The organism is Streptomyces sp. NPDC048696, assembly GCF_043198895.1.
GTDB lineage: Bacteria > Actinomycetota > Actinomycetes > Streptomycetales > Streptomycetaceae > Streptomyces.
This window is the reverse complement of sequence record NZ_JBICVJ010000004.1, coordinates 429,678-450,901: the sequence shown is the minus strand read 5'-3', so window position 1 is coordinate 450,901 and position 21,224 is coordinate 429,678. Positions and strand designations below refer to the sequence as shown.

Annotated in this window: 17 protein-coding genes and 1 pseudogene; 6 read left to right on the top strand and 12 right to left on the bottom strand. The window is 71.7% G+C overall.

Annotation, left to right across the window (positions count from 1 at the left end; genetic code table 11):
- The first annotated feature begins 116 nt into the window (after positions 1 to 116).
- Complete coding sequence (locus tag ACGFRG_RS11170) at positions 117 to 1,394, top strand: MFS transporter (RefSeq protein WP_393263316.1); 1,278 nt, start codon at positions 117 to 119, stop codon at positions 1,392 to 1,394.
- 6 nt (positions 1,395 to 1,400) lie between these two features.
- Here ACGFRG_RS11170 and ACGFRG_RS11165 read toward each other — a convergent pair whose 3' ends face one another.
- The 6 genes from ACGFRG_RS11165 to ACGFRG_RS11140 all read right to left on the bottom strand — a co-directional run bounded on the left by ACGFRG_RS11165 (position 1,401) and on the right by ACGFRG_RS11140 (position 8,902).
- Entirely contained in the window at positions 1,401 to 1,706 is a 306-nt protein-coding gene (locus ACGFRG_RS11165; protein ID WP_393263198.1) for a hypothetical protein, read from the bottom strand.
- A gap of 128 nt (positions 1,707 to 1,834) precedes the next feature.
- Positions 1,835 to 2,815, bottom strand: a complete 981-nt coding sequence (locus ACGFRG_RS11160; protein ID WP_393263196.1) for a TerC family protein — start codon at positions 2,813 to 2,815, stop codon at positions 1,835 to 1,837.
- 284 nt (positions 2,816 to 3,099) lie between these two features.
- A complete protein-coding gene (locus ACGFRG_RS11155) occupies positions 3,100 to 5,016 on the bottom strand; it encodes a TerD family protein (RefSeq protein WP_393263194.1) in 1,917 nt (638 codons plus the stop codon).
- A gap of 122 nt (positions 5,017 to 5,138) precedes the next feature.
- Positions 5,139 to 5,717 carry a TerD family protein gene (locus ACGFRG_RS11150; RefSeq protein WP_361430201.1) on the bottom strand — a complete coding sequence of 193 codons (579 nt, stop codon included), beginning with the start codon at positions 5,715 to 5,717 and terminating at the stop codon, positions 5,139 to 5,141.
- A gap of 119 nt (positions 5,718 to 5,836) precedes the next feature.
- A complete protein-coding gene (gene uvrB / locus ACGFRG_RS11145) occupies positions 5,837 to 7,969 on the bottom strand; it encodes an excinuclease ABC subunit UvrB (RefSeq protein ID WP_361430200.1) in 2,133 nt (710 codons plus the stop codon).
- 72 nt (positions 7,970 to 8,041) lie between these two features.
- A complete protein-coding gene (locus tag ACGFRG_RS11140) occupies positions 8,042 to 8,902 on the bottom strand; it encodes an MHYT domain-containing protein (RefSeq protein ID WP_361430199.1) in 861 nt (286 codons plus the stop codon).
- A gap of 301 nt (positions 8,903 to 9,203) precedes the next feature.
- Between ACGFRG_RS11140 and ACGFRG_RS11135 the strand changes: the two genes are divergently transcribed.
- Positions 9,204 to 9,782, top strand: a complete 579-nt coding sequence (locus tag ACGFRG_RS11135; RefSeq protein ID WP_361430198.1) for a methylated-DNA--[protein]-cysteine S-methyltransferase — start codon at positions 9,204 to 9,206, stop codon at positions 9,780 to 9,782.
- A gap of 52 nt (positions 9,783 to 9,834) precedes the next feature.
- Here the strand turns inward: ACGFRG_RS11135 and ACGFRG_RS11130 are convergent, their stop codons facing one another.
- The gene (locus tag ACGFRG_RS11130) at positions 9,835 to 10,224 is read right to left on the bottom strand and encodes a cupin domain-containing protein (protein WP_361430197.1); all 390 of its coding nucleotides are present in this window, start codon (positions 10,222 to 10,224) and stop codon (positions 9,835 to 9,837) included.
- Positions 10,225 to 10,410: 186 nt separating this feature from the next.
- On the opposite strand from ACGFRG_RS11130, the gene ACGFRG_RS11125 reads away from it, so the two are divergent.
- Positions 10,411 to 11,316 (top strand): pseudouridine-5'-phosphate glycosidase, encoded by a 906-nt coding sequence (locus tag ACGFRG_RS11125; RefSeq protein WP_361430195.1) that lies wholly within the window; start codon positions 10,411 to 10,413, stop codon positions 11,314 to 11,316.
- Positions 11,313 to 12,329: a carbohydrate kinase family protein gene (locus tag ACGFRG_RS11120; RefSeq protein ID WP_393263191.1), complete on the top strand. Its 1,017-nt coding sequence runs from the start codon at positions 11,313 to 11,315 to the stop codon at positions 12,327 to 12,329. Before ACGFRG_RS11125 ends, ACGFRG_RS11120 begins: the two co-directional genes overlap by 4 nt.
- A 31-nt stretch (positions 12,330 to 12,360) precedes the next feature.
- Here the strand turns inward: ACGFRG_RS11120 and ACGFRG_RS11115 are convergent, their stop codons facing one another.
- Both ACGFRG_RS11115 and ACGFRG_RS11110 read right to left on the bottom strand, forming a co-directional pair.
- Positions 12,361 to 13,014 (bottom strand): uridine kinase, encoded by a 654-nt coding sequence (locus tag ACGFRG_RS11115; RefSeq protein WP_361430193.1) that lies wholly within the window; start codon positions 13,012 to 13,014, stop codon positions 12,361 to 12,363.
- Between the two features lie 82 nt (positions 13,015 to 13,096).
- Positions 13,097 to 13,792, bottom strand: a complete 696-nt coding sequence (locus tag ACGFRG_RS11110; protein WP_361430192.1) for a helix-turn-helix domain-containing protein — start codon at positions 13,790 to 13,792, stop codon at positions 13,097 to 13,099.
- Between the two features lie 111 nt (positions 13,793 to 13,903).
- Between ACGFRG_RS11110 and ACGFRG_RS11105 the strand changes: the two genes are divergently transcribed.
- Positions 13,904 to 15,115 carry a pyridoxal phosphate-dependent aminotransferase gene (locus ACGFRG_RS11105; RefSeq protein WP_361430191.1) on the top strand — a complete coding sequence of 404 codons (1,212 nt, stop codon included), beginning with the start codon at positions 13,904 to 13,906 and terminating at the stop codon, positions 15,113 to 15,115.
- Positions 15,116 to 15,524: 409 nt separating this feature from the next.
- On the opposite strand, the gene ACGFRG_RS11100 is transcribed toward ACGFRG_RS11105, so the two are convergent.
- A complete protein-coding gene (locus ACGFRG_RS11100; RefSeq protein ID WP_393263188.1) occupies positions 15,525 to 16,259 on the bottom strand; it encodes a hypothetical protein in 735 nt (244 codons plus the stop codon).
- A gap of 151 nt (positions 16,260 to 16,410) precedes the next feature.
- Between ACGFRG_RS11100 and ACGFRG_RS11095 the strand changes: the two are divergent.
- Positions 16,411 to 17,049: pseudogene (locus ACGFRG_RS11095) on the top strand (DUF2293 domain-containing protein); the annotation flags it as partial.
- Between the two features lie 8 nt (positions 17,050 to 17,057).
- Here ACGFRG_RS11095 and ACGFRG_RS11090 read toward each other — a convergent pair.
- Together ACGFRG_RS11090 and ACGFRG_RS11085 are read right to left on the bottom strand one after the other, a co-directional pair.
- A complete protein-coding gene (locus tag ACGFRG_RS11090; protein WP_361430189.1) occupies positions 17,058 to 18,302 on the bottom strand; it encodes an SWIM zinc finger family protein in 1,245 nt (414 codons plus the stop codon).
- Positions 18,299 to 21,145: a DEAD/DEAH box helicase gene (locus tag ACGFRG_RS11085; RefSeq protein ID WP_361430188.1), complete on the bottom strand. Its 2,847-nt coding sequence runs from the start codon at positions 21,143 to 21,145 to the stop codon at positions 18,299 to 18,301. The genes ACGFRG_RS11090 and ACGFRG_RS11085 overlap by 4 nt, the downstream gene beginning before the upstream one ends.
- Positions 21,146 to 21,224: the final 79 nt, after the last annotated feature.

The following is a 21,224-nucleotide window of genomic DNA, read 5'->3' as shown; positions in this document are numbered from 1 at the left end:
CACCAGCTCACTTCTCCCGCGCTCGCGCTTCCGCACGCCCCCCGTAACCGCCGACGATCACGGGTAGTTGGCGCGGCATGCGCTCCTCTCCCCTCTCTCCCGTCCCACCACCCTCGATGCTGCGGCTCGCCGGTGCCTCGCTCGCGGGCACCGCGATCGAGTTCTATGACTTTTTCGCGTACGGGACGGCCGCCGCGCTCGTCCTGGGTCCGCTGTTCTTCCCCACGTTCTCCCCGCTGGCCGGAACTCTGGCCGCCTTCGCCACCTTTGGGATCGGGTTCATCGCCCGACCGCTCGGTTCCGTCGTCTTCGGCCACATCGGCGACCGCTATGGACGACGTCCAGTGCTGTTTCTCTCGCTGTTCCTGACCGGTGCGGCGACGGTCGCGGTGGGCTGCGTACCCCCGTACGCGACGATCGGGGCGGCCGCGCCCGTACTGCTGCTGCTTCTGCGCTTTCTGCAGGGACTCGGGCTCGGCGGTGAGTGGGGCGGGGCGGTGCTGCTGGCCGTCGAGCACGCGCCCGCCCGGCGCCGGGCGCTGTGGTCGTCGTTTCCGCAGATGGGCCCGTCGGTGGGGTTCTTGCTGGCCAACGGTCTGATGCTGGCACTGTCCGCGGGCCTGAGCGACGCCGAGTTCCGGGAGTGGGGGTGGCGAATTCCGTTCTGGGGAGCGGGAGTTATGGCCGTGGGCGGACTACTTCTGCGCTCGTCCCTCGCCGAGACCCCGCAGTTCCAGGAGATCCGCGAACCGGCCAGGCTGCCCCTCCTTGACGTGGCACGCGACCACTGGCGGCTCGTCCTGCTGACGGCCGGGGCGATGGCGACCGGCTATGCCGTGTTCTACGCGGTCACCACCTGGTCCCTGGCCTACGGCACGGAAAGGCTCGGCGTGAGCCGTACGGTCATGCTCGTCTGCATCATGGCGGCCGTCGCCGCCCTGGGCGCCGTCACGCCCCTCGCGGCCCTGCTGGGCGACCGGTACGGCCGGCGGCCGCTCTGCCTCGCGGGCTGCGCGGCCACCGCCCTGTGGATGTTCCCGATGATCGCGCTGCTGGAGACCGCCGAGCCGCTGCTGATGTTCGCCGGGTTCCTGGGCGCGATGCTCTCGTTCATCACCATGTTCGCGGTGATCGCCGCGTATCTGCCCGAGCTGTACGAGCCCCGGGTGCGGTGCACCGGCGCGGCCGTCGGCTACAACCTGGGCGGGGTGCTCGGCGGGGCGCTGACCCCGGTCGTGGCGACCGCGCTGGCGCGCGGCGACGGGCCTCCGTGGGGCGTGGCGGCCTATCTGACCGGGGTCGCGCTGCTGAGCCTCGGCTGTTTCGCGCTGCTGCCGGAGACGCGGCCCGCGCCGTCCCCGGCCGAGGCGGGAGCGGAGCCGGCACCGGCGTGACGGCGCCTACAGGTCGCCCAGTTCCTGGATGTCGCAGTCGGTGAAGGCGGGCGCGCGGGTCGAGAGTGCGGCGAGCTGCTTGGAGAGTTCGGTGGTCTCAGGGCTGTCGCTGTTGGCCATAGCCTCCTCGTACGAGTTGAACTCGACCACGGCCAGATAGCGGTTCGGGTGGGCCCGGTCCTTGAGCAGGGTGCGGCGGACGGGCGCGATCTTGCGGCCCTCCGCGCGGGCCTTCTCCTCGAACTGGTGGATGAGCTCGCGCATCTCGTCCGCGCGCTCGGTCTCGAAGTCGATGATCTGCGCGAACTTCATGGGTTCCTCCTGGTCCGCGGCGCCCCCGCGAACCGGGAGCTCTCCCGTCCAAGCAAACACCGGCCGGCGGTCCCGGCAACCGCGATTCCGTCCGGCCGGTGTACGTGATTCCGCTACGCCGTACGAGGTCAGACCTCGACGCTCTCCGGCCGATCCACCTCGGCCACCGCCTGCTTCTTGGCGGCCATCAGGCTGGTGACGGTGGTGATGACCAGCACGCCGCAGATGACGCCGAGCGAGACCGGGATGGAGATCTCCGGGACGTTCACCCCGTTCTCGTGCAGGGCGTGCAGCACCAGCTTCACGCCGATGAAGCCGAGGATCACCGACAGGCCGTAGCTCAGGTGGACCAGCTTCTTGAGCAGGCCGCCGATGAGGAAGTACAGCTGGCGCAGGCCCATCAGCGCGAAAGCGTTGGCCGTGAAGACGATGTACGGGTCCTGGGTCAGGCCGAAGATCGCGGGTATGGAGTCCATCGCGAACAGCACGTCGGTGGTGCCGATGGCGAGCATGACGACCATCAGCGGGGTGAGGATCCGCTTGCCGTTGCGCTGGATGAAGAGCTTGGTGCCGTGGTACTGGTCGGCGACACCGAATCGCCGCTCGATGGACTTGAGCAGCCGGTTCTCCTCGAACTCCTCTTCCTCGCCGCCGGAGCGCGCCTCCTGGATCAGCTTCCACGCGGTGTAGATCAGGAACGCGCCGAAGAGGTAGAAGATCCACGAGAAGTTGGCGATGACGGCGGCGCCGGCCGCGATGAATATCGCCCGCAGCACCAGCGCGATGAGCACACCGAAGAGCAGCACGCGCTGCTGGAGATGGCTCGGCACCGAGAACTTCGCCATGATCAGGATGAAGACGAAGAGGTTGTCGACGGAGAGCGACTTCTCGGTGATGAAGCCCGCGAAGAACTCGCCGGACGCCTGGCTGTCGCCGAAGACCAGCAGGCCGACGCCGAAGAGCGCGGCGAGCACGATCCAGACGACCGTCCAGATTCCGGCTTCTCTGACCGACACGTCATGGGGCTTGCGCCCGATGAAGAAGTCGACCGCGATGAGGGCGCCCAGACCGAGAATGGTCAGCACCCACAGGGTCATGGAAACGTCCACTGTGCCTCCGGCTTCGTACCGCTACTGATCAGCGTCGTCGCTGCCGGAGGTCTCCTCCACCCGGGCACGTGCGGTGCCGCGAGCCGGTGTCCCGGGACCGGTCGATCGGTCCGTACTGACGGGAACGCCGCAGTCGGGAGTACTCCCCTCCGATATCGGAAGCCTACCCCAATCACCAAGAGAAGGTAAAGGGATGGATAAAGGAAAGCCAAGTCGGTGGAGTGAAGGGGAGCGTGAAAGGGCGCGCACTGGTCCGTGCACGCCCCTCACCCGCCCGGTTCCGCTCAGTGGGGCCAGGCGCGGCGGGCCTCGGCGACCTGCCCGAGCACCGTCCCGAGGATCGCGCTGCCGGGCGGCACCAGCGCGGGCTCGTACGTCCAGCTGTGCCCCACCCAGGGATCGGCGAGATGGTCGTCCGGGACCGGCGTCAGCCGCAGCAGCGAGCGCCACAGCGGCTGCAGCACCGGCCCGTACGCGCTGGCGTCCTCGCGGTCGGCGACCATCAGCAGATGGACCCCGACCGACGGGCCCTCGTCGGCGAGATAGCGCAGCTGGTTGACCGCGCGGTCGTCGAAGCCGTGCGGGAAGTCGTTGACGATCAGCAGTTGCTCGGCAGTGTCCATGCCGGGCGGCAGCGCATCAGCCCCGGCGCCGCCGCGCGCGGCCATCTGGAGCAGGTCGACGCGCTCGGTGAGCCCGCTCAGGACGGCCGCCACCCCCTGGGCACCGGCGGCGGGCGGCGCGGCCAGTACACCCGGCCCGGTCAGCGGGGCGAGGACTCCCGCCGCCGCGCCCGCCGGGTCGATGACGTGCACGGCGAACTCCCCCGCCGGATAGACCGCGAGCAGCCGGGCCGCCAGCGCCACCGCGGCCTCCATGGCCAGCCCCTTGACCTGCTCGGCGTCCATGAAGGCGGCGGCCTCGGAGTCGGACCGGCCGGAGTCGATCCACAGACCGCGCTCCAGAGGCAGCCGCACCAGCATCGGAATCCGCAGCTCGGGGCGCTCCGGCAGCCGGAGATCGCCGACGCGCAGCGCCATCGGGATCTCCATCGGGGTGCGGTAGCCGTGCCAGACGGGGTTGTCCCAGCTCGCGTAGGCGGGCGGCAGGGCGGGCTCGACGACCTCGGACTCGGCGGTCAGCTGCGCCACGTCCCGGTCGAAGGCCTGCTGGGCCCGGCCGACCAGCTCCTCGCGGCGCGCGGCGGCCTCCGCGCGCGCGTGGTCGCCGGTGGAGCCGATCCGGCTGCGCGGGTCGGCCAGGACCCGGTCGAGCTCCTGCTCCAGCCGCGAGTCCGCGAAGTCGACGGCGCTGCGGTACGCGGCGGTGGTGCGGGCCAGGTCCTCGAACATGCCCCAGACCTGGTTGTAGAGCCGTTCGTCCATCGACCACCCGGTGGCGTCGCCCGCCACCGGGCGCGGCGGCTCGCCGGGAGCCGCAGGCGGAGCAGTGGGCGCCGGCGGGGGCGCACTGGTCTGCCGGCGCGGGTGCGCGTAGTCCACGGGCCCGGCGCCGGTCAGGGGCCGCTGGGCCGTCTGCGGCGGCGCGGTGTCCGGCTGGCCGCCGTCCGTCCCGGCGGTGCCCGGCGTCCCGGACCGCACCCGGGCCTCGTCGGACGGACGGGGCGGTGGCGCCGCGACCGAGCGGGAGACGCCGAGCGCGACCGCGTCGAGGATGCTCTCGGCGAGCTCACGGGCCTGCGGCAGCCCCTGGTCGACGAGCATGTCGGCGAGGCCGCCCGCGTACCCCTGGCCGATCGCCCGGACCTTCCAGGCGCCGTTGCGCAGGTAGAGCTCCAGCGCGACGACCGCCGACTCGGCGTCCAGGCCGGTGATCGTGTAGCTGACGACCTCGGCTCCGTCGAGGCCGGTGACCGCCACGAAGGGCGCCGCCACGGCGGCGAACCGGCTGGGTCCGGCGGTCCCGGGCGGAAGCGCGAGCAGCACGCTCACCCGGTGCACGTCCTGCGGCAGCGCCTCCAGGTCGACGGCGAGGCGGTGGTCGGCGGCGGCCTGCCGGGACACCTCAAGGCCCGGGAGCGTGGGCGAGCCGGGGTGCGCGACCCACTCCGCCCCGCGCACCGTGCCCTTCTCGTCCCCGAGGGTGGCGCCCGCGACGACCGGCGTGCCGGCCGACACCCGGATCTCCAGTCGGGTGCGGGGCAGGGGGTGGTTCTGTCCCCGTACCAGCTCGGCCGTCATCGCTCTTGTCCCCTCGTCGAGTTGCCGGTGGTGCACGGTGGTGCGCGGCAGCTCCCGGCGGCGAACCTCCGGGAGCTGCGGTGACGGCCTTGGGGCCGGTGGTGCCTGTGTGCGGTCCGCGCCTACAGGTGCGGCAGGATCGCCGGCATCAGGTCCTGGAAGGTGCGGCCGTTGGACGGGTTGCCGATGGCGGTCATCTGCCACCCGGCGCCCGAGCGGTGCACCTTCGCCATGATCTGCGCCGTGTACTGACCGCCGCCGTCCAGCGTGTAACGCGCCAGCTCCTGGCCGTTGGTCTCGTCGACGATGCGGCAGAAGGCGTTCTGCACCTCCTGGAACGTCTGGCCGGTGAACGAGTTCACCGTGAAGACGATCTGGTCGATGTGGACCGGGACGCGCTGGAGGTCGACCAGGATCGACTCGTCGTCACCGCCCTGGCCCGAGCCGCCCACCAGGTTGTCCCCGGTGTGGCGGACCGAGCCGTCGTCGCTCACGAGGTGACGGAAGAACACCACGTCCACCGGCTGCTTGTCGGCGAAGAGCACCGCCGAGGCGTCCAGGTCGATCTCCCGGGTGCGCGAGCCGAACAGGCCGCGGCGCGGCGCCGCCTGCCAGCCGAGCCCCATCCGCACCGCGGTCAGGGTGCCGCCACCCTGCTTCTCCAGGCTGATCGCCTGGCCCTTGGTCAGATTGACCGTCACGCGCTGTCCCCTCTCCGCTTTCTTACGTACTCCGGGCCGAACCCTACGCAGTGGCACGACGGGCGCCACCGCGCAGGGCTGTTTTGTGGCGGTCTTGCAACACACCGGGCGCGGCCCGCTCAGGCCTGGCCCGCCTCCCGCATCTGCCGCAACTCCTTCTTCAGCTCCCCGACTTCGTCGCGCAACCGGGCGGCGATCTCGAACTGCAGCTCGGCGGCCGCGGCCCGCATCCGGTCGGTCATCTCCTCGATCTGCTCGGCGAGTTGCGCGGCCGGACGGTCGGTCAGCACCTCGCCGCCCTTGCCCGCCTTCGCCTTCGACTTCGCCGCCTTGGCACCGAGGGAGGGCACCGGAGCCTTGGCGCCCTTGCCGTCCTTGCCCTTGCGGTAGCCGGAGCCGAGCAGCTGCTCGGTGTCGACCTCCTCGCGCGCGATGGTCGCGACGATGTCGTTGATCTTCTTCCGCAGCGGCTGCGGATCGATCCCGTGCTCCTTGTTGTACGCGACCTGCTTCTCCCGGCGGCGGTTGGTCTCCTCGATGGCCTTCTCCATCGCCGGGGTGATCTTGTCGGCGTACATATGGACCTGGCCCGACACATTGCGCGCCGCGCGGCCGATGGTCTGGATCAGCGAGGTGCCCGAGCGCAGGAAGCCCTCCTTGTCGGCGTCGAGGATCGCGACCAGCGACACCTCGGGCAGGTCCAGGCCCTCGCGGAGCAGGTTGATGCCGACCAGGACGTCGAACTCGCCCGCCCGCAGCTCCCGGAGCAGCTCGACCCGGCGCAGCGTGTCGACGTCGCTGTGCAGGTACCGCACCTGGATGCCCATCTCCAGGAAGTAGTCCGTCAGGTCCTCGGCCATCTTCTTGGTGAGGGTGGTGACCAGGACGCGCTCGTCCTTCTCGGTGCGCTTGCGGATCTCGTGCACCAGGTCGTCGATCTGCCCCTCGGTGGGCTTGACCACGACCTCGGGGTCGATGAGGCCGGTGGGGCGGATGATCTGCTCCACGAAGCCGTCGCCGCGCGACAGCTCGTACTTGCCAGGGGTCGCCGAGAGGTAGACGGTCTGGCCGATACGGCCCAGGAACTCCTCCCACTTCAGCGGCCGGTTGTCCATCGCGGAGGGCAGCCGGAAGCCGTGCTCCACCAGCGTGCGCTTGCGGGAGGCGTCGCCCTCGTACATCGCGCCGATCTGCGGGACGGTGACGTGCGACTCGTCGAGGACGAGCAGGAAGTCGTCCGGGAAGTAGTCGAGGAGGGTGTTGGGGGCGGTGCCGGGTTCGCGGCCGTCGAAGTGCATCGAGTAGTTCTCGACGCCCGAGCAGCTGCCGATCTGGCGCAGCATCTCGATGTCGTACGTGGTGCGCATCCGCAGCCGCTGGGCCTCCAGGAGCTTGCCCTGCTTCTCCAGCTCGGCCAGGCGCTGCTCCAGCTCCTTCTCGATGCCGTTGACCGCCTTCTCCATGCGCTCCGGGCCCGCCACATAGTGGCTGGCCGGGAAGACGTAGAGCTCGCGGTCCTCGCTGATGACCTCGCCGGTGAGCGGATGGAGGGTGGACAGCGCCTCGATCTCGTCGCCGAACATCTCGATCCGGACGGCCAGCTCCTCGTAGACCGGGAAGATCTCGATGGTGTCGCCGCGCACCCGGAAGGTCCCGCGCGCGAAGGCCACGTCGTTGCGCGTGTACTGGATGTCGACGAAGCGGCGCAGCAGCTGGTCGCGGTCGATCTCCTCGCCGACCTTGAGCGGCACCATCCGGTCCACGTACTCCTGCGGAGTACCGAGGCCGTAGATGCACGAGACGGAGGCGACGACGATCACGTCACGGCGGGTGAGCAGCGAGTTCGTCGCCGAGTGGCGCAGGCGCTCGACCTCCTCGTTGATCGAGGAGTCCTTCTCGATGTACGTGTCCGACTGCGGGACGTACGCCTCGGGCTGGTAGTAGTCGTAGTACGAGACGAAGTACTCGACCGCGTTGTTGGGCAGCAGCTCGCGGAACTCGTTCGCCAGCTGGGCCGCCAGCGTCTTGTTCGGCGCCATGACGAGCGTGGGGCGCTGGAGCTTCTCGATCATCCAGGCAGTCGTCGCCGACTTTCCGGTGCCGGTCGCACCCAGCAGGACGACATCCTTCTCACCTGCGCGGATGCGCCTCTCCAGCTCGGCGATGGCCGCCGGCTGGTCGCCGCTGGGCTGGTAGGGACTGACGACCTCGAAGGGCGCCACCGTACGTTCGATCTTGGAAACGGGCCGCATGGAACCACCGTACGACCCCCCACTGACAGTCGGGCCCGATCGGCCCGCGGGCGGGGCCCGCCGGGCCCCGGATCACCAGTCGTGCGGGGACGAGGAGCCCTCGCCGGGCTGGTGCCGGGCCGACCACGCGGTCGGCTCGGGGAACGACGGCAGGTGCCGGGGAACGGGCGCCGGGCGGGGCGGCCGCTTCTCCCAGTCCGGCCTGCCCATCACCACGAGCGGGTCGAACATCACGACCACACCGGCGAGGACGAGGAACGCGACCGGCCCGATGAGCATCGGCGCCAGCACCGTGGCGGGGGACTCCCCGGCTGCCGGTCCCGCGCCCTCGTGCAGATGGACGCTGAGCGCGGCCATGCCGGTGTAGTGCATACCGCTCACGGCGAGGCCCATGACGACGCTGGCACCGAGGCTGGCCAGGAAGCCGTGGACGGAGACGGCCGCCCAGAGGGCGGCGGTGGCGGCGACGACCGCGATCATCACGGAGAGACTCACGGTGAGGGTGTTGTATTCGAACTGACCGTGCAGTCGAATTCCGGCCATCCCGAGATAGTGCATGGACGCCACCCCGAGGCCGGTGATGGTCCCGCCGGTGACCAGCGCCATCGGCGTCGCTCCCCGGTAGCCGACGATGAAGATGCCGATGCCGACCATGACGATGGCGAGGCCCAGACTGGCGAACGTGATCCCCCGGTCGTAGCTCAGGACCTCCTGGCGGACCGTGAAGCCCATCATCGCGATGAAGTGCATGGTCCAGATGCCGGACCCTATGGAGGTGGCGCCCAGCGCCAGCCAGCCCGCCTTGAACGAGCGCTCCGTACGCAGCGATCTGGCGGTACAGCGCAGCCCTAGCGCACCGCCCAGGCAGGCCATGAGGAACGCCACGACTGGCGTGACGACGCCGTAGGAGAAGCCGTCGACCGTCCCGTGCATATCCGTGTCCCCTTCACCCCGTACCGACTACCGACTGAAGAGGCCGACTGCTGTCGCTCAGGCCCTGATTCGGGGCGACATTAAGGCTCGCCGAGCGACAGGCAAACATTTTCACGCCATTTTGTCGACACCACGGCCGCGGGGTGCGGTCCGGGTGGTTCCGTTCTCGCCGCCGCGACGCGTCCGCTGGGCGCGGCCCGGGTGTCCGATGACCGGACGGGAGGGGCGTGCACGGCGGTCGCACAGGTCGGCGCACGGCGGCCCGGCGGGCGTTGTCAGTGGGGGGTCGTACGGTGGCGGCATGAACAGCAACGGGCAGTTCGAGCAGGCCCCGCGGGAACCGGGGCGGGTGGTGTGGGCGGTCGTCGGCAGCGACATCGGGCCGCTGCTGCTCGCCGCGACCGGCCAGGGCCTGGTGAACGTGGTCTTCCACGCCCACGATGCGGTGCGGGACAAGGCGCTGCGGGGTCTGGCGGCCCGGCTGGGCGCCGAGCCGTCGCCCGCCCGGCCCGGCGACGCGGGTCCGCTGGCCGAGCCCATACGTCAGCTGGAGGCCTACTTCGCCGGTGAGCTGCACGCCTTCGAGCTGCCGCTGGACTGGACACTGTCCTCCGGGTTCAACCGCCAGGTGCTCCGCGAGCTGGAGGCGACCGTTCCGTACGGAACGGTGGTGGGGTACGGCGACCTGGCCGAGCGCGTCGGACAGCCCCGGGCGGCCCAAGCGGTCGGCGCCGCCATGGGCTCCAACCCGCTGCCGGTGGTGGTGCCCTGCCACCGGGTGGTGGAGAGCGACGGCGGGCTCGGCGGATTCGGCGGCGGCCTGGAGACCAAGCGGAAGCTGCTCGCCCTGGAAGGGGTGCTGCCGCAGCCGCTGTTCTGAGGCGCGCGCGTCCGAGGCCGGGGCTCATCGGCGCCCCGGACCCGAGCCCGCGCTACAGGCTGATGTGGTACGCCTTGCGCAGCGTCTCGTGGACGGTCCACGTCGTGCGGTCGCCCTCACGCAGCACGCAGGCGTCGCCGGGGCCGATCTCCAGGGTGTCGCCGCCTTCCACCTCGACGGTCGCGCGCCCGCTCACCACGACGAACAGCTCATTGGCCTCGATGTCGGTGACCACGCCGGGCGTGATCTGCCAGATGCCGCGGATCTGCTTGCCGTCGGGCGACTCCCAGAGCACCTTGCCGGTGACCACCGGGTCGCCGGAGACGATCTGGGCGGGGTCGAGGGGTTCCGGCTCCAGCTCGGTGCCCGGGATGTGGACAGCGAAGGAGGCGGGGGACGCCGCGTCGGCGGAAGGAGCGTCGAGCTGATCATTGGTCGTCATGGCGGGCCAATCTAGCCAGGCGCGCGACGCCGCCTCTGGCCGGGACCGCCGACCGGGAGCAGACTCCCCGTGAGTGGGTCGCGGGGGCGGGCCCCGTAGGCCTCGCGGCCTCCGCCTCCGCGCGCCTCGCACGGGTGATCGCCGCCCTGACGTTTACGCGGCGCACGCGCGCGCCAGGGATGGTGCATGCCCTACGACGACGTACTCAAGGTGTCCGAGGAGGTGCGGGAGGCCCTGGCCGGGGGGCGTCCCGTGGTCGCTCTGGAGTCCACGATCATCGCGCACGGCCTGCCCCGCCCGCGCAATCTGCGGGTCGCGACAGAGCTGGAGGAGCTGGTACGGGCCGGGGGCGCTGTCCCCGCCACGGTGGCCGTCCTGGACGGGCTGCCCCATGTCGGCCTGGCCAAGGACCAGTTGGAGCGGGTCGCGGGCGGCGGTATGCGCAAGTTCGGCCACCGGGACCTGCCCATGGCGCTGGCCTCGGGAGCGAGCGGGGCGACCACGGTCTCCGCGACCGCGCATCTCGCCCACTTGGCGGGGATCCGCGTCTTCGCCACCGGCGGGCTCGGCGGGGTGCACCGGGGCTGGACCGAGACGCAGGACGAATCGGCGGACCTGCGGCTGCTGGCCCGGACGCCGATCGCCGTGGTGTGCGCCGGGGTCAAGTCGATCCTCGACGTGCCGGCCACGCTCCAGCGGCTGGAGACACTGGGCATCGGGGTGGTCGGGTACGGCACGGAGTTCTTCCCCGGGTTCTATCTGGCGAGCTCCGGCGAGCCGGTGGACTGGACGGTGCGGTCGCCCGAGGAGGCCGCCGAAGTGGTGCGGGCACACGACGCGCTGGGCCCGGACTCCGCGCTGATCGTGGCCAATCCGGTCGCGGAGGCCGAGCAGTTGGACCCGGTGCTGCACGACCGGGTGCTGGCCGAGGCCCTGGCCGACTGCCACGCACAAGGGGTCACCGGCCAGGCCGTCACACCGTTCCTGCTCGACTACCTGATGCGGCACACCGAAGGGGCGTCGCTGGAGGCGAACGTGGCGGCGGTGCGGGGCAACGTACGTCTCGCAGCGGCGATAGCGGCGGCGCTGTGAGCGATGCGGTGGACGACGCGATGGGCGACGCTGTCGGCGCAGCTTGCCCCGCGGACCCGGCCGTCACCGCCCGCACGGGCCCCCGGGACCAGGCCCGGCCGGGCTCCGCGCCCCGTGGGCTGCTGGTCGTCGGGGACGTGGTGACCGATGTCGTCGCCCGGCACCGGGGGCCGCTCGCGGCGGCGACGGACACGGCTGCCGAGATCCGCACCGTCCCGGGCGGGGCGGGCGCCAACGCCGCCTGCTGGGCGGCTTATTCGGGTTGCCCGGACGTACGGATGCTGGGCCGGGTCGGGAGCGACGCGGCCGCCTGGCACGAGCGGGTGCTGCGACGCGCGGGCGTGCGCCCCCTGCTCGTCCCCGACACGGCCGCGTCCACCGCCACCGTCGTGTCGCTGGTCGACACCGCGACCGCCGAGCGCACCTTCCTCACCGACAGCGGCGCCGTCCTGCGCATATCCCCCGCCGACTGGAACCCCGCGTTCCTCGACGGGATCGGCCATCTCCATCTCTCCGGCTATCTGTTCTTCGCCGACGTCAGCCGCGAACTGGCCATCGCCGCCTGCCGTTCGGCCCGCTCCGCCGGGGTGCCGGTGAGCCTTGACCCGGCCTCGGCGGGCTTCCTCGCGGAACTCGGCGCCGACGAGTTCCTGGCCGCGGCCGAGGGCATGGACGTCCTTCTGCCCAATGCCGACGAGGCACGCATACTCACCGGCTTGTCCGAACCGGCCGACGCCGCAGCGGAGTTGAGCCGCAGGTTCCCTCTGGTCGCCGTCACGCTGGGAGCGGTGGGCGCGCTGGTGGCCTCGGACGGAGACCTACTGGCCCGGACCTGCGCCCCGCCGACGGGTGCCCCGGCCGTCGACTCGACGGGCGCGGGCGACGCGTTCACCGGCGGCTTCCTCGCCGCACGCCTCGCGGGCGCCGACCCGGCCGAGGCCGCGGCGGCGGGCTGCCGGGCGGGAGCGGAGGCGGTGACGCTGGTGGGCGGCCGACCACCCGTACGCGACTGACGAGCGGTACGTCTCCCGCGATGCGGCAGCCCTAACGACCACCCTCGGACCCCGTCCCGCTCCACGCAGGATGCTTCGGGTCGTCGGCGCGCACTACGACATCGGCGGCCTCACCGGGCCGCACTTCCTCCTCGTACCGTGCGAACGCGGGAAGCGTCCACCGGGCGCTGTCCTCCGTACGCCGCCGCAGCGCGCCCGGCGACAGCCGGAGGTGCACGGTGAGGTCGAACGGGAACCAGCGCCCCAGCAGCATCGGCCCGTGCACCAACAGCACTCCTCCCTTCGGGAGGAGTTGATAGGAGCTGCGGGTCGCCCGGTCGGTCACCGGGTCCCAGAGGTCCGGCAGCACCCGTCCGGTGCCCCCGGGCTCCAGCGGGTCGAAGACCTCCCGCCACAGCGCGGCCGTGTCGAACCAGCCGTCGACGTAGGTGTCCGGGTCCTCGCGACCGTACTCGTACCGCAGCGAGGCGGGCCGCAAAAAGCCCTCGGTCGACAGGACCAGGACCGACCGACCGCGTATCCGCAGCGCCTGCGCGACCGCCTCCGCCAGTTCGCCGGGCCGGGCGGCGGGGGCGCCGTCGACGCCGACGCGCAGCCAGGGCGCGCCGGTCTCGGCCTCCAGGTCCAGGGCCCGGTCCGCCAGGGCCTCGGTCAGCCGTTCCCAGGTGATCGCTTCGAGTCGCACCCCTCCATGATGCGTGCGGCTCACAGGGGCGCGACGCGCGGCACCGCCTGCGGCGACACCTGAAGTGACGCGCGGCGCGCGGTCACTCGCCCCGCAGCGCCGCCACTACGGGCCCGTCGCCCGCCACCTCGATCCGCCCGTCCTTCACGGCTTCCTCGACCGTCAGCGCGCCTTCGGCAAGCGCGCGACAGGTGTCGGCGTCCATGACGAGCCGCGCGTCGGCGTCCGGCGCGGCACCCTCCCCGTACACCGGCCCGAAGTCGCCGGAGCGGCCGAGGCCATCCGCCGGGCCGAGGTCGCCGGACGGCCCGTCGCCGCCGAGCCGTACATGGAACTCGCCCTCGTCCAGGCGTACATCGAGGACCGCGGGCGCGCCCGGGAGCCGTCGCAGCCGCTGGACGAGCGGGATCGCGAACCAGTGCGCGCGCACGGCGTCGGTGGGCCGCCGCTCCGCCAGCTCCGGCGCGCCCCAGGCGGCGAGGGCAGTCAGGACGGGCAGCAACTCGCGTCCGCGCGCGGTCAGTTCGTACACGGTCGCCACCCCGGGCGGGGGCAGCTTGCGGCGGGTGGCCAGCCCCTCGCGCTCCATGTCCTTGAGCCTGGAGGCGAGAACGTCCGTGGAGACACCCGGCAGATCTGCGTGCAGATCTGTATAACGACGCGGTCCGGCGAGGAGTTCCCGGACGATCAGCAGCGTCCACCGGTCCCCGACGGCATCGAGGGCCCGGGCCGCGGCGCAGTACTGGTCATAGCTTCGACGGCGTGGCTGACGTGGCATACGACGCAGTCTAGACAAGATGTTGGACTTTCCAAGCTCCTACTTGGTAAAACCAAGCAAGCACTACGAGAGTGACGCCAGAGGGATCTGGGAACCCGGGAGGGCCACGGCATGGAGTTCCGGCAGTCGAGCAAGCTGAACGAGGTCTGTTACGAGATCCGCGGCCCGGTGATCGAGCACGCCAACGCGCTGGAGGAGGCGGGCCACAGCGTGCTGCGCCTGAACACCGGCAACCCGGCGCTCTTCGGCTTCGAGGCGCCGGAGGAGATCGTCCAGGACATGATCCGGATGCTCCCGCAGGCCCACGGCTACACCGACTCGCGCGGCATCCTCTCGGCCCGCCGCGCGGTCGTCCAGCGCTATCAGGCGATGGGACTCCCGGACGTCACGGTGGACGACGTCTTCCTCGGCAACGGCGTCTCCGAGCTGATCTCCATGGCCGTACAGGCGCTGCTCGAAGACGGCGACGAGGTCCTCATCCCGGCGCCGGACTACCCGCTCTGGACGGCCGTCACCACCCTCGCGGGCGGCCGACCGGTGCACTATCTGTGCGACGAGTCGGCCGAGTGGTACCCCGATCTCGACGACATGGCGGCGAAGATCACGGACCGCACCAAGGCCGTGGTGATCATCAACCCCAACAACCCGACGGGCGCGGTCTATCCGAAGGAGATCGTCGAGGGGATCCTGGATCTGGCCCGCCGCCATCACCTGATGGTGCTCGCGGACGAGATCTACGACCAGATCGTGTACGACGACGCCGTGGCGCACACCGCCGCCGCGCTCGCCCCCGACCTGGTCGTCCTGACGTTCAGCGGCCTCTCCAAGACGTACCGGGTAGCCGGGTTCCGCTCCGGCTGGATGGTGGTCAGCGGGCCCAAGCAGCACGCGAAGAACTATCTGGAGGGGCTGACCATGCTCGCCTCCATGCGGCTGTGCCCCAACGCGCCCGCCCAGTACGCGATCCAGGCCGCGCTGGGCGGACGGCAGTCCATCCGGGAACTGACCGCGCCGGGCGGCCGGTTGCGCGAGCAGCGCGACCGGGCCTGGGAGAAGCTGAACGAGATCCCGGGCGTGACCTGCGTGAAGCCGAAGGGCGCGCTGTACGCGTTCCCCCGGATCGATCCCAAGATTCACCCGATCGAAGACGACGAGAAGTTCGTGCTTGACCTGCTGCTGCGGGAGAAGATCCAGGTGGTGCAGGGTACGGGCTTCAACTGGCCGCGCCCGGACCACTTCCGCATCCTGACGCTGCCGCACGCCGACGACCTGGACGCGGCGATCAGCCGGATCGGTCGCTTCCTGAGCGGATACCGCCAGTAGCATCCGGGGCGCGGCGGGAAGACGTGGAAGGGCGGTGGAAAAGGAGCGGACCCGGGGGCATGGCCGGCCCCCGAGCCCTGAGTGATGCCGCCGGATTGCACACGCCGAACCGCTTGAGAACCCAGGTCAGTTTTATGTCGCCGCATCCTGCCTTTGGACGACCGCGGATCGAAGCTCCACGGGCCGGAGTCGAACCGGCATCTCGACGCACAAGGGCCTGGGCCCGGTTGGTCCGGCGCTCGGCGGCGAATGCTGAGTCTGGAGCAATAGTCTGAGATTGATGACGGCACCCGCGTCTCGCGGGGCCGCACAGTCACGACGAACTTCAGGTTCAGCTTTGCGCTCCTCGCGCACCCCGACCGTGAACGCGTCACAGCCGGGGAGTCCTTGACGCTATCCGGTCAGCCGGTCACTGGCTGAACAGATAGCCGAATATCGCGTCACCCACACGCTGATCGGTGACGTCGATGCCATTGGCCTCCTCGCGGGCGAACTTGACCGCCTGCTGCACCTTCTCGACCAGGGCGAGCAGTTCATTGACCCGTCGGGCGGGCAGTGCGCCGGAGAACTTCACGGTCGTCCAGTAGCCGACCGGAACGTCCTCGTAATACACCTCGACCTGGGCCGGATGCTTTTCGGTCGCCTCCGCTTTGACGTGGTTGCGCGGCACCTTCTTCGTACGCAGTGTCCGTACCGGCTCGGTCCTCCAGGAGTCGGTGGACGGGTCCTGCACCCACGACTCGGCGGCGTCGAGCACCGGCAGCCTGCGCACGAACGTATTGATGTCCGCGAGCTGCTTCTCAAGAAAGAGCAGATACGAAACCGGGGCCGCGGCGACGAGAACTCGCCCGTCGACGGTGATGTCGGCGCGAGCCTCACAGTTCGCCCAGTCCTTGGTGGCGGTCACATCGAACAGCCGGGTGAGCGTCACCGCAGTTTCGCGGAGCACGTCCTCTGCCTTGACCTGCACCAACGTCGACTCGGGCGGCAGCTGCTCACCTTCCTCGTCCTTCGGCTGATAGGTCCGGGAGATGCCTGCGAGCAACGCGGGCTTCTGCAGCCCGTGCTGAGCGGACGTCAGGTCCTGCTGGGACTTCGACTTGATTCCCTTTTCGACTGCGATGATCTGATTGAGTTTCGCCACGCGATGAACGCTAGCGATTCCAACCCGGTTTGCACGACTGATTATTGAGGGATCGAGAAGGGAGAGAGTCGTCGCGCCGCATCGCGTTCGCGCCGTATACCGATGTCCCCGGGCGTCCGGCGCCCGATGCCCGGTTGACAGGGAGCCGCCCATTCTCGTCATAGAACCCCGAGGACGTCACCGGTGCGTCGAATGCGAGCGGGGCCCGCTTCCCCGGCTCGTCCTGGATTCGGGCGCGCCACGGTGTCTGGACTGCGCGGACCTCGGCCACCTCGTCTTCCTGCCGCGCGGCGACACGGCCCTGACGCGCCGCGCCCGCCAGGAGAGCACGCTCGCCGCCGTCGTGATCCGCTTCAACCGCCGCCGGCGCCGTTACGAACGCCAGGGCGTCCTCGTCGAGGAGGCCGCGCTCGCGGCCGCCGAACAGCGCTGCCTGGCCGACGCGGAGGCGCGCGCACGCCGCCGCGCACGCGACGCGCTCCGGCGGACCGCCGATGACGTACGCTTCACCGCCGTCCTGAAGGCGGAGATCCTGCGTCTGTTCCCCGGCTGCCCACCCGCCCGGGCCCACGACATCGCGACCCACGCCTCGGTACGCGGCAGCGGCCGGGTGGGCCGCAGCGCGGCGGGCCGCGCCCTGGACGAGGACGCGGTCACAGCCGCGGTCCGCGCCTCCGTACGCCACTTGGACACGCCCTACGACGAACTCCTCATGTCCCGCGTCCCCCGCAACCGGGCCCGGGCACGGGTGGCGGCCCAGATCGAGGCGGTACTCGCGGCGTGGGCGGCGGGGCGCGGTTACGGCCCGTCGGCCGACGGACGCCGGGATATCGCCTCCACCGGATCCCGCCCCGCCCTCCCCCAGGGCCACCAGTCCTCGCGGTCCGGGTCCGACTCGTAGGGGTACCAGAGGCCGTCGCGGCCGTAGCGGAGTTGGGTCGTGGAGGTGGAGAGGTGGTTGCGCCAGGGGCGAAAGCCCGGGTGGCCCGCGGTCGCCAGGGCCGGGCGGGCGCGGTCGAAGGGGCCGGCCGGGGGGTCCCAGGGCTCTTCGAGCACCGTGAGGGCCGCTACGCCGCCCTGCCGCCAGGCCGCCACCGCACGGGCCAGGTCGGTCGGGCTGCGGTCGGTGGCCCGGGACAGCGCGGCGTACAGCGCCCGGGTCGTGGAGGTCATGCCCGAACCGGGGTGCGCCGCGGCCAGGCGGACCGCGTCCTGCCAGGTGGTCAGCGGTGCGATCGGGTCCTCACCGGTGGTCAGCAGGGCGTGGGCCCGGGCCGCCGCCTCGGTGCCCAGCAGGTCGAGCGCGAGCGGGTCGGGGGCGCCCGGCAGTGCGGGAAAGGCGGGCGGGTGGCCCGCGCGCGCCGGGGGCGGGAACGGCGGTGGAAGCTCGGGCCGGGTGCGGGGCCGGACCGCCTCGCGGGCGGCGACCGTGGGGAGTTCGGGCGCCGGGGCATCCCGCTCCACCGCCATCCGGGCGGTGTTGCGGCGGGTGAGCGCGGCAAGCGTCTCCTGCTCGCCCCGGCCGCGCATCAGCAGCAGGACGAACGGGTCCTCGTCGAGGAGCCGCGCCGTCTGGTAGCAGAGCGCCGCCGCGTGCTTGCAGGGGTAACCGTCGTCCGGGCAGGAGCAGTCGGGGATCAGATCGCCCGGGGCGGGCAGCAGGTCGACGTGGTCGGCCAGCGTGTGCGGCAGGTCCTTGTCCAGCAGGGCCGCGATGTGGGCCGGGTCCTGCGCCGCCGTGTCCAGGAAGTCCTCCCACACCTGGTCGGGGAGGGTGCGCAGGCGCAGTTCCGTTCGGTACGGGCGGGGGCGGGAGCCATGGACGTACGCGGTGATCCGGCCGGGCGTGACCGTGATCGCATCGACGTGGCCTGATTCCGCGTACTTCCGGCCCCGGGCCAGCCTGGCCGGGTCCAGGGCCAGGTCCTCCAGCGCCTCGACCCACGCGGTGCCCCACCACGTACCGGTCCGCTCCGTACGGGCGCCCAGCGCGGGGAAGACGCGGCGGCGGTCGTCGTACCGCGTGACCGGGAGGCGGCTCATGCGGTCCTCCGCAGGGAGATGAGGTCCGCCAGTTCGCGGTCGGTGAGTTCGGTCAGGGCGGCCTCGCCGGAGCCCAGTACCGCGTCGGCCAGGGCGCGCTTGGCGGCGAGCATGTCCGCGATGCGGTCCTCCACGGTGCCCTCGGCGATCAGACGGTGGACCTGCACCGGCTGCGTCTGGCCGATGCGGTACGCGCGGTCGGTGGCCTGTTCCTCCACGGCCGGGTTCCACCACCGGTCGTAGTGGACGACATGGCCCGCCCTGGTGAGATTGAGGCCGGTGCCGGCGGCCTTCAGGGAGAGGATGAAGACCGGCACCTCGCCGGACTGGAACACGTCCACCAGACGGTCCCGCTCGGCCACCGGCGTGCCGCCGTGCAGGAGTTGGGAGGGGACCCCGCGCGCGGTGAGGTGGGCGGAGAGCAGCCGGGCCATCGACACGTACTGGGTGAACACGAGGACCGAGCCGTCCTCCGCCAGGATCGTGTCGAGGAGTTCGTCCAGGAGGGTGAGCTTGCCGGAGCGGGCGTGCAGACGGGGCGCGGTCTCCTTCAGATACTGCGCGGGGTGGTTGCAGATCTGCTTGAGGGCGGTCAGCAGCTTCATGATCAGGGCTCGGCGGGCGATGCCCTCCGCCGCCTCGACACCGGCCATCGCCTCGCGTACCACCGCCTCGTAGAGGGAGGCTTGTTCGCGGGTGAGCGGGACGGGGTGGTCGGTCTCCGTCTTGGGCGGCAGCTCGGGCACGATGCCCGGGTCGGACTTCTTCCTCCGAAGGAGGAAGGGACGGACGAGCCGGGACAGGCGCTCGGCGGCCGCCTCGTCCTCGCCGTTCTCGACGATCCGTGCGTGGCGCGCGCGGAACGACTTGAGCGGGCCGAGCAGCCCCGGCGTCGTCCAGTCGAGCAGGGCCCACAGCTCGGAGAGGTTGTTCTCGACCGGGGTGCCGGTGAGAGCGATCCGCGCGGGCGCCGCGATGGTGCGCAGAGCCTTGGCCGTCGCCGAGAACGGGTTCTTGACGTGCTGTGCCTCGTCGGCGACGACCATGCCCCAGGTGTGCGCGGCCAGTTGGGGCGCGCTGCCGCGCATCGTGCCGTACGTGGTCAGCACGAAGCCGCCCCCGGCACCCTCCAGGCTGCGGCCGCTGCCGTGGAAGCGGCGGACCGGGACGCCAGGCGCGAACCGGGCGATCTCCCGCTGCCAGTTGCCGAGCAACGAGGCCGGGCAGACCACTAGCGTCGGTTCGGTGCGGGCACGGCGCAGATGGAGGGCGATCACAGTGATCGTCTTGCCGAGGCCCATGTCGTCGGCGAGGCAGCCGCCGAGGCCCAGCGAGGTCATCAGGTCGAGCCAGGCGAGCCCGCGCAGCTGGTAGTCGCGCAGGGTCGCGTCCAGGCCGGCGGGCTGGACGGCGGCCTGCGGGCCGTCGGTGAGGCGGTCGCGCAGCACCGCGAGCGCGCCAGCGGGCACCGCCTCGACCGTCTCGCCGTCGACCTCGGCGGTGCCGGTGAGCGCCACCGAGAGGGCGTCCACGGGGTCGAGCAGCCCCAGGTCCCGCTTGCGGGCCTTGCGTACGAGCTCCGGGTCGGCCACCACCCACTGGCCGCGCAGCCGCACGATCGGACGGTGGGCCTCGGCGAGCGCGTCCATGTCGGACTGGCTCAGCGGCTCACCGCCGAGCGCCAACTCCCAGTTGAAGGAGAGCAGTTCACCGGCATCGAAGAACGACGTGCCGTCCGTCGCGGAGCCGGGCGCGGGCCGGACGACGGCTGTGGCGGTCAGCCCCCGGGCCAGCTCGCGCGGCCAGTGCACGGACACTCCCGCCGCGTCCAGGCGCGTCGCGGCCGCGCCCAGCAGGTCGTACAGCTCGCTCTCGGTGAGCGCCAGCACGTCCGGTACGGACCGTTCGAGCAGCAGGCTCAGAGGTGGCCACACGCGGGCCGCGCGGCGCAGCGCGAGCAGCGCGTCGATCCGCGCGCGGGGGCCGAACGCGTCGGCCCGCTCTCCCGCCCACAGCCCGGCCGCGTCGACGACCAGGGTGGGGTCGGCGAGGCTGTGGACCTGGACGATCGCCGAGCCTGCCCGCCGCGCGTCCTCCTCCTCGTCGCTGTCGAACAGCCCGTACCCGGAGAGGTCGAGCCGCAGGGACACGCGGACGCCCGCGTCCATGCCGGCCGCGGCCTCGGCGGCCCATACGCGCGCGCTGGGAAGATGCTGGGGCTCGGCCGACGCGAACGCCGGTCCGGCCGCGTGGGCAGCGGCCGGGGTGCGCGGCAGGCTGTCCGCGACCGCGTCCAGAAAGGCCCGCACGAGCGCCTCCGGGTCCGGCAGCCGCAGCGGGCCGCGGCCCGGGACGGGCACCCCATACGCCTCGTACGGCATCGCGGCGGCGATCGCCCGCAGCTGGGCGATGTCGTCGGCGTCCAGCGGGCCCGCGCGCCAGGCGTCGTGGTCGGTCCCGGTCAGGCCGGGCAGGAGCCTGCCGCGCGCGACGAGGTGCAGGGCGTGCAGCGCGGCGGCGCCCCAGGCGGCGGCCGCCGGATGCGCGGCGGGGTGGTGCCGGGCCCGGACCAGCAGCGGCAGGGCTTCGGCCACGGGCAGCAGCAGAGCGGCGACGGTACGGCTGCGGGCGCCGCCGCCGTGGCGCCGGACGACAGTCAGGTCGACCACCTCGGCGGACGCGCCGAGGCGCTGCCCGGTGGCGGACGCACCCGGCAGCGCCCCGCCCGCCGGGTCCCAGAAGGCGACCTTGCCCTGGCGCGGCAGCCCGGCGGGCAGGAACACCGCGGCCGCGGACACGCCCGGCTCGTGCGCGAGCACCACCGTCGGCTCGGCCTGCGTCATGGTCCGGTCACCCCCCTTCGAACGTAGAGCCATGGATCAGCGGGCGATCCGCGACTGACCTACGACCTTACGGGCGGGG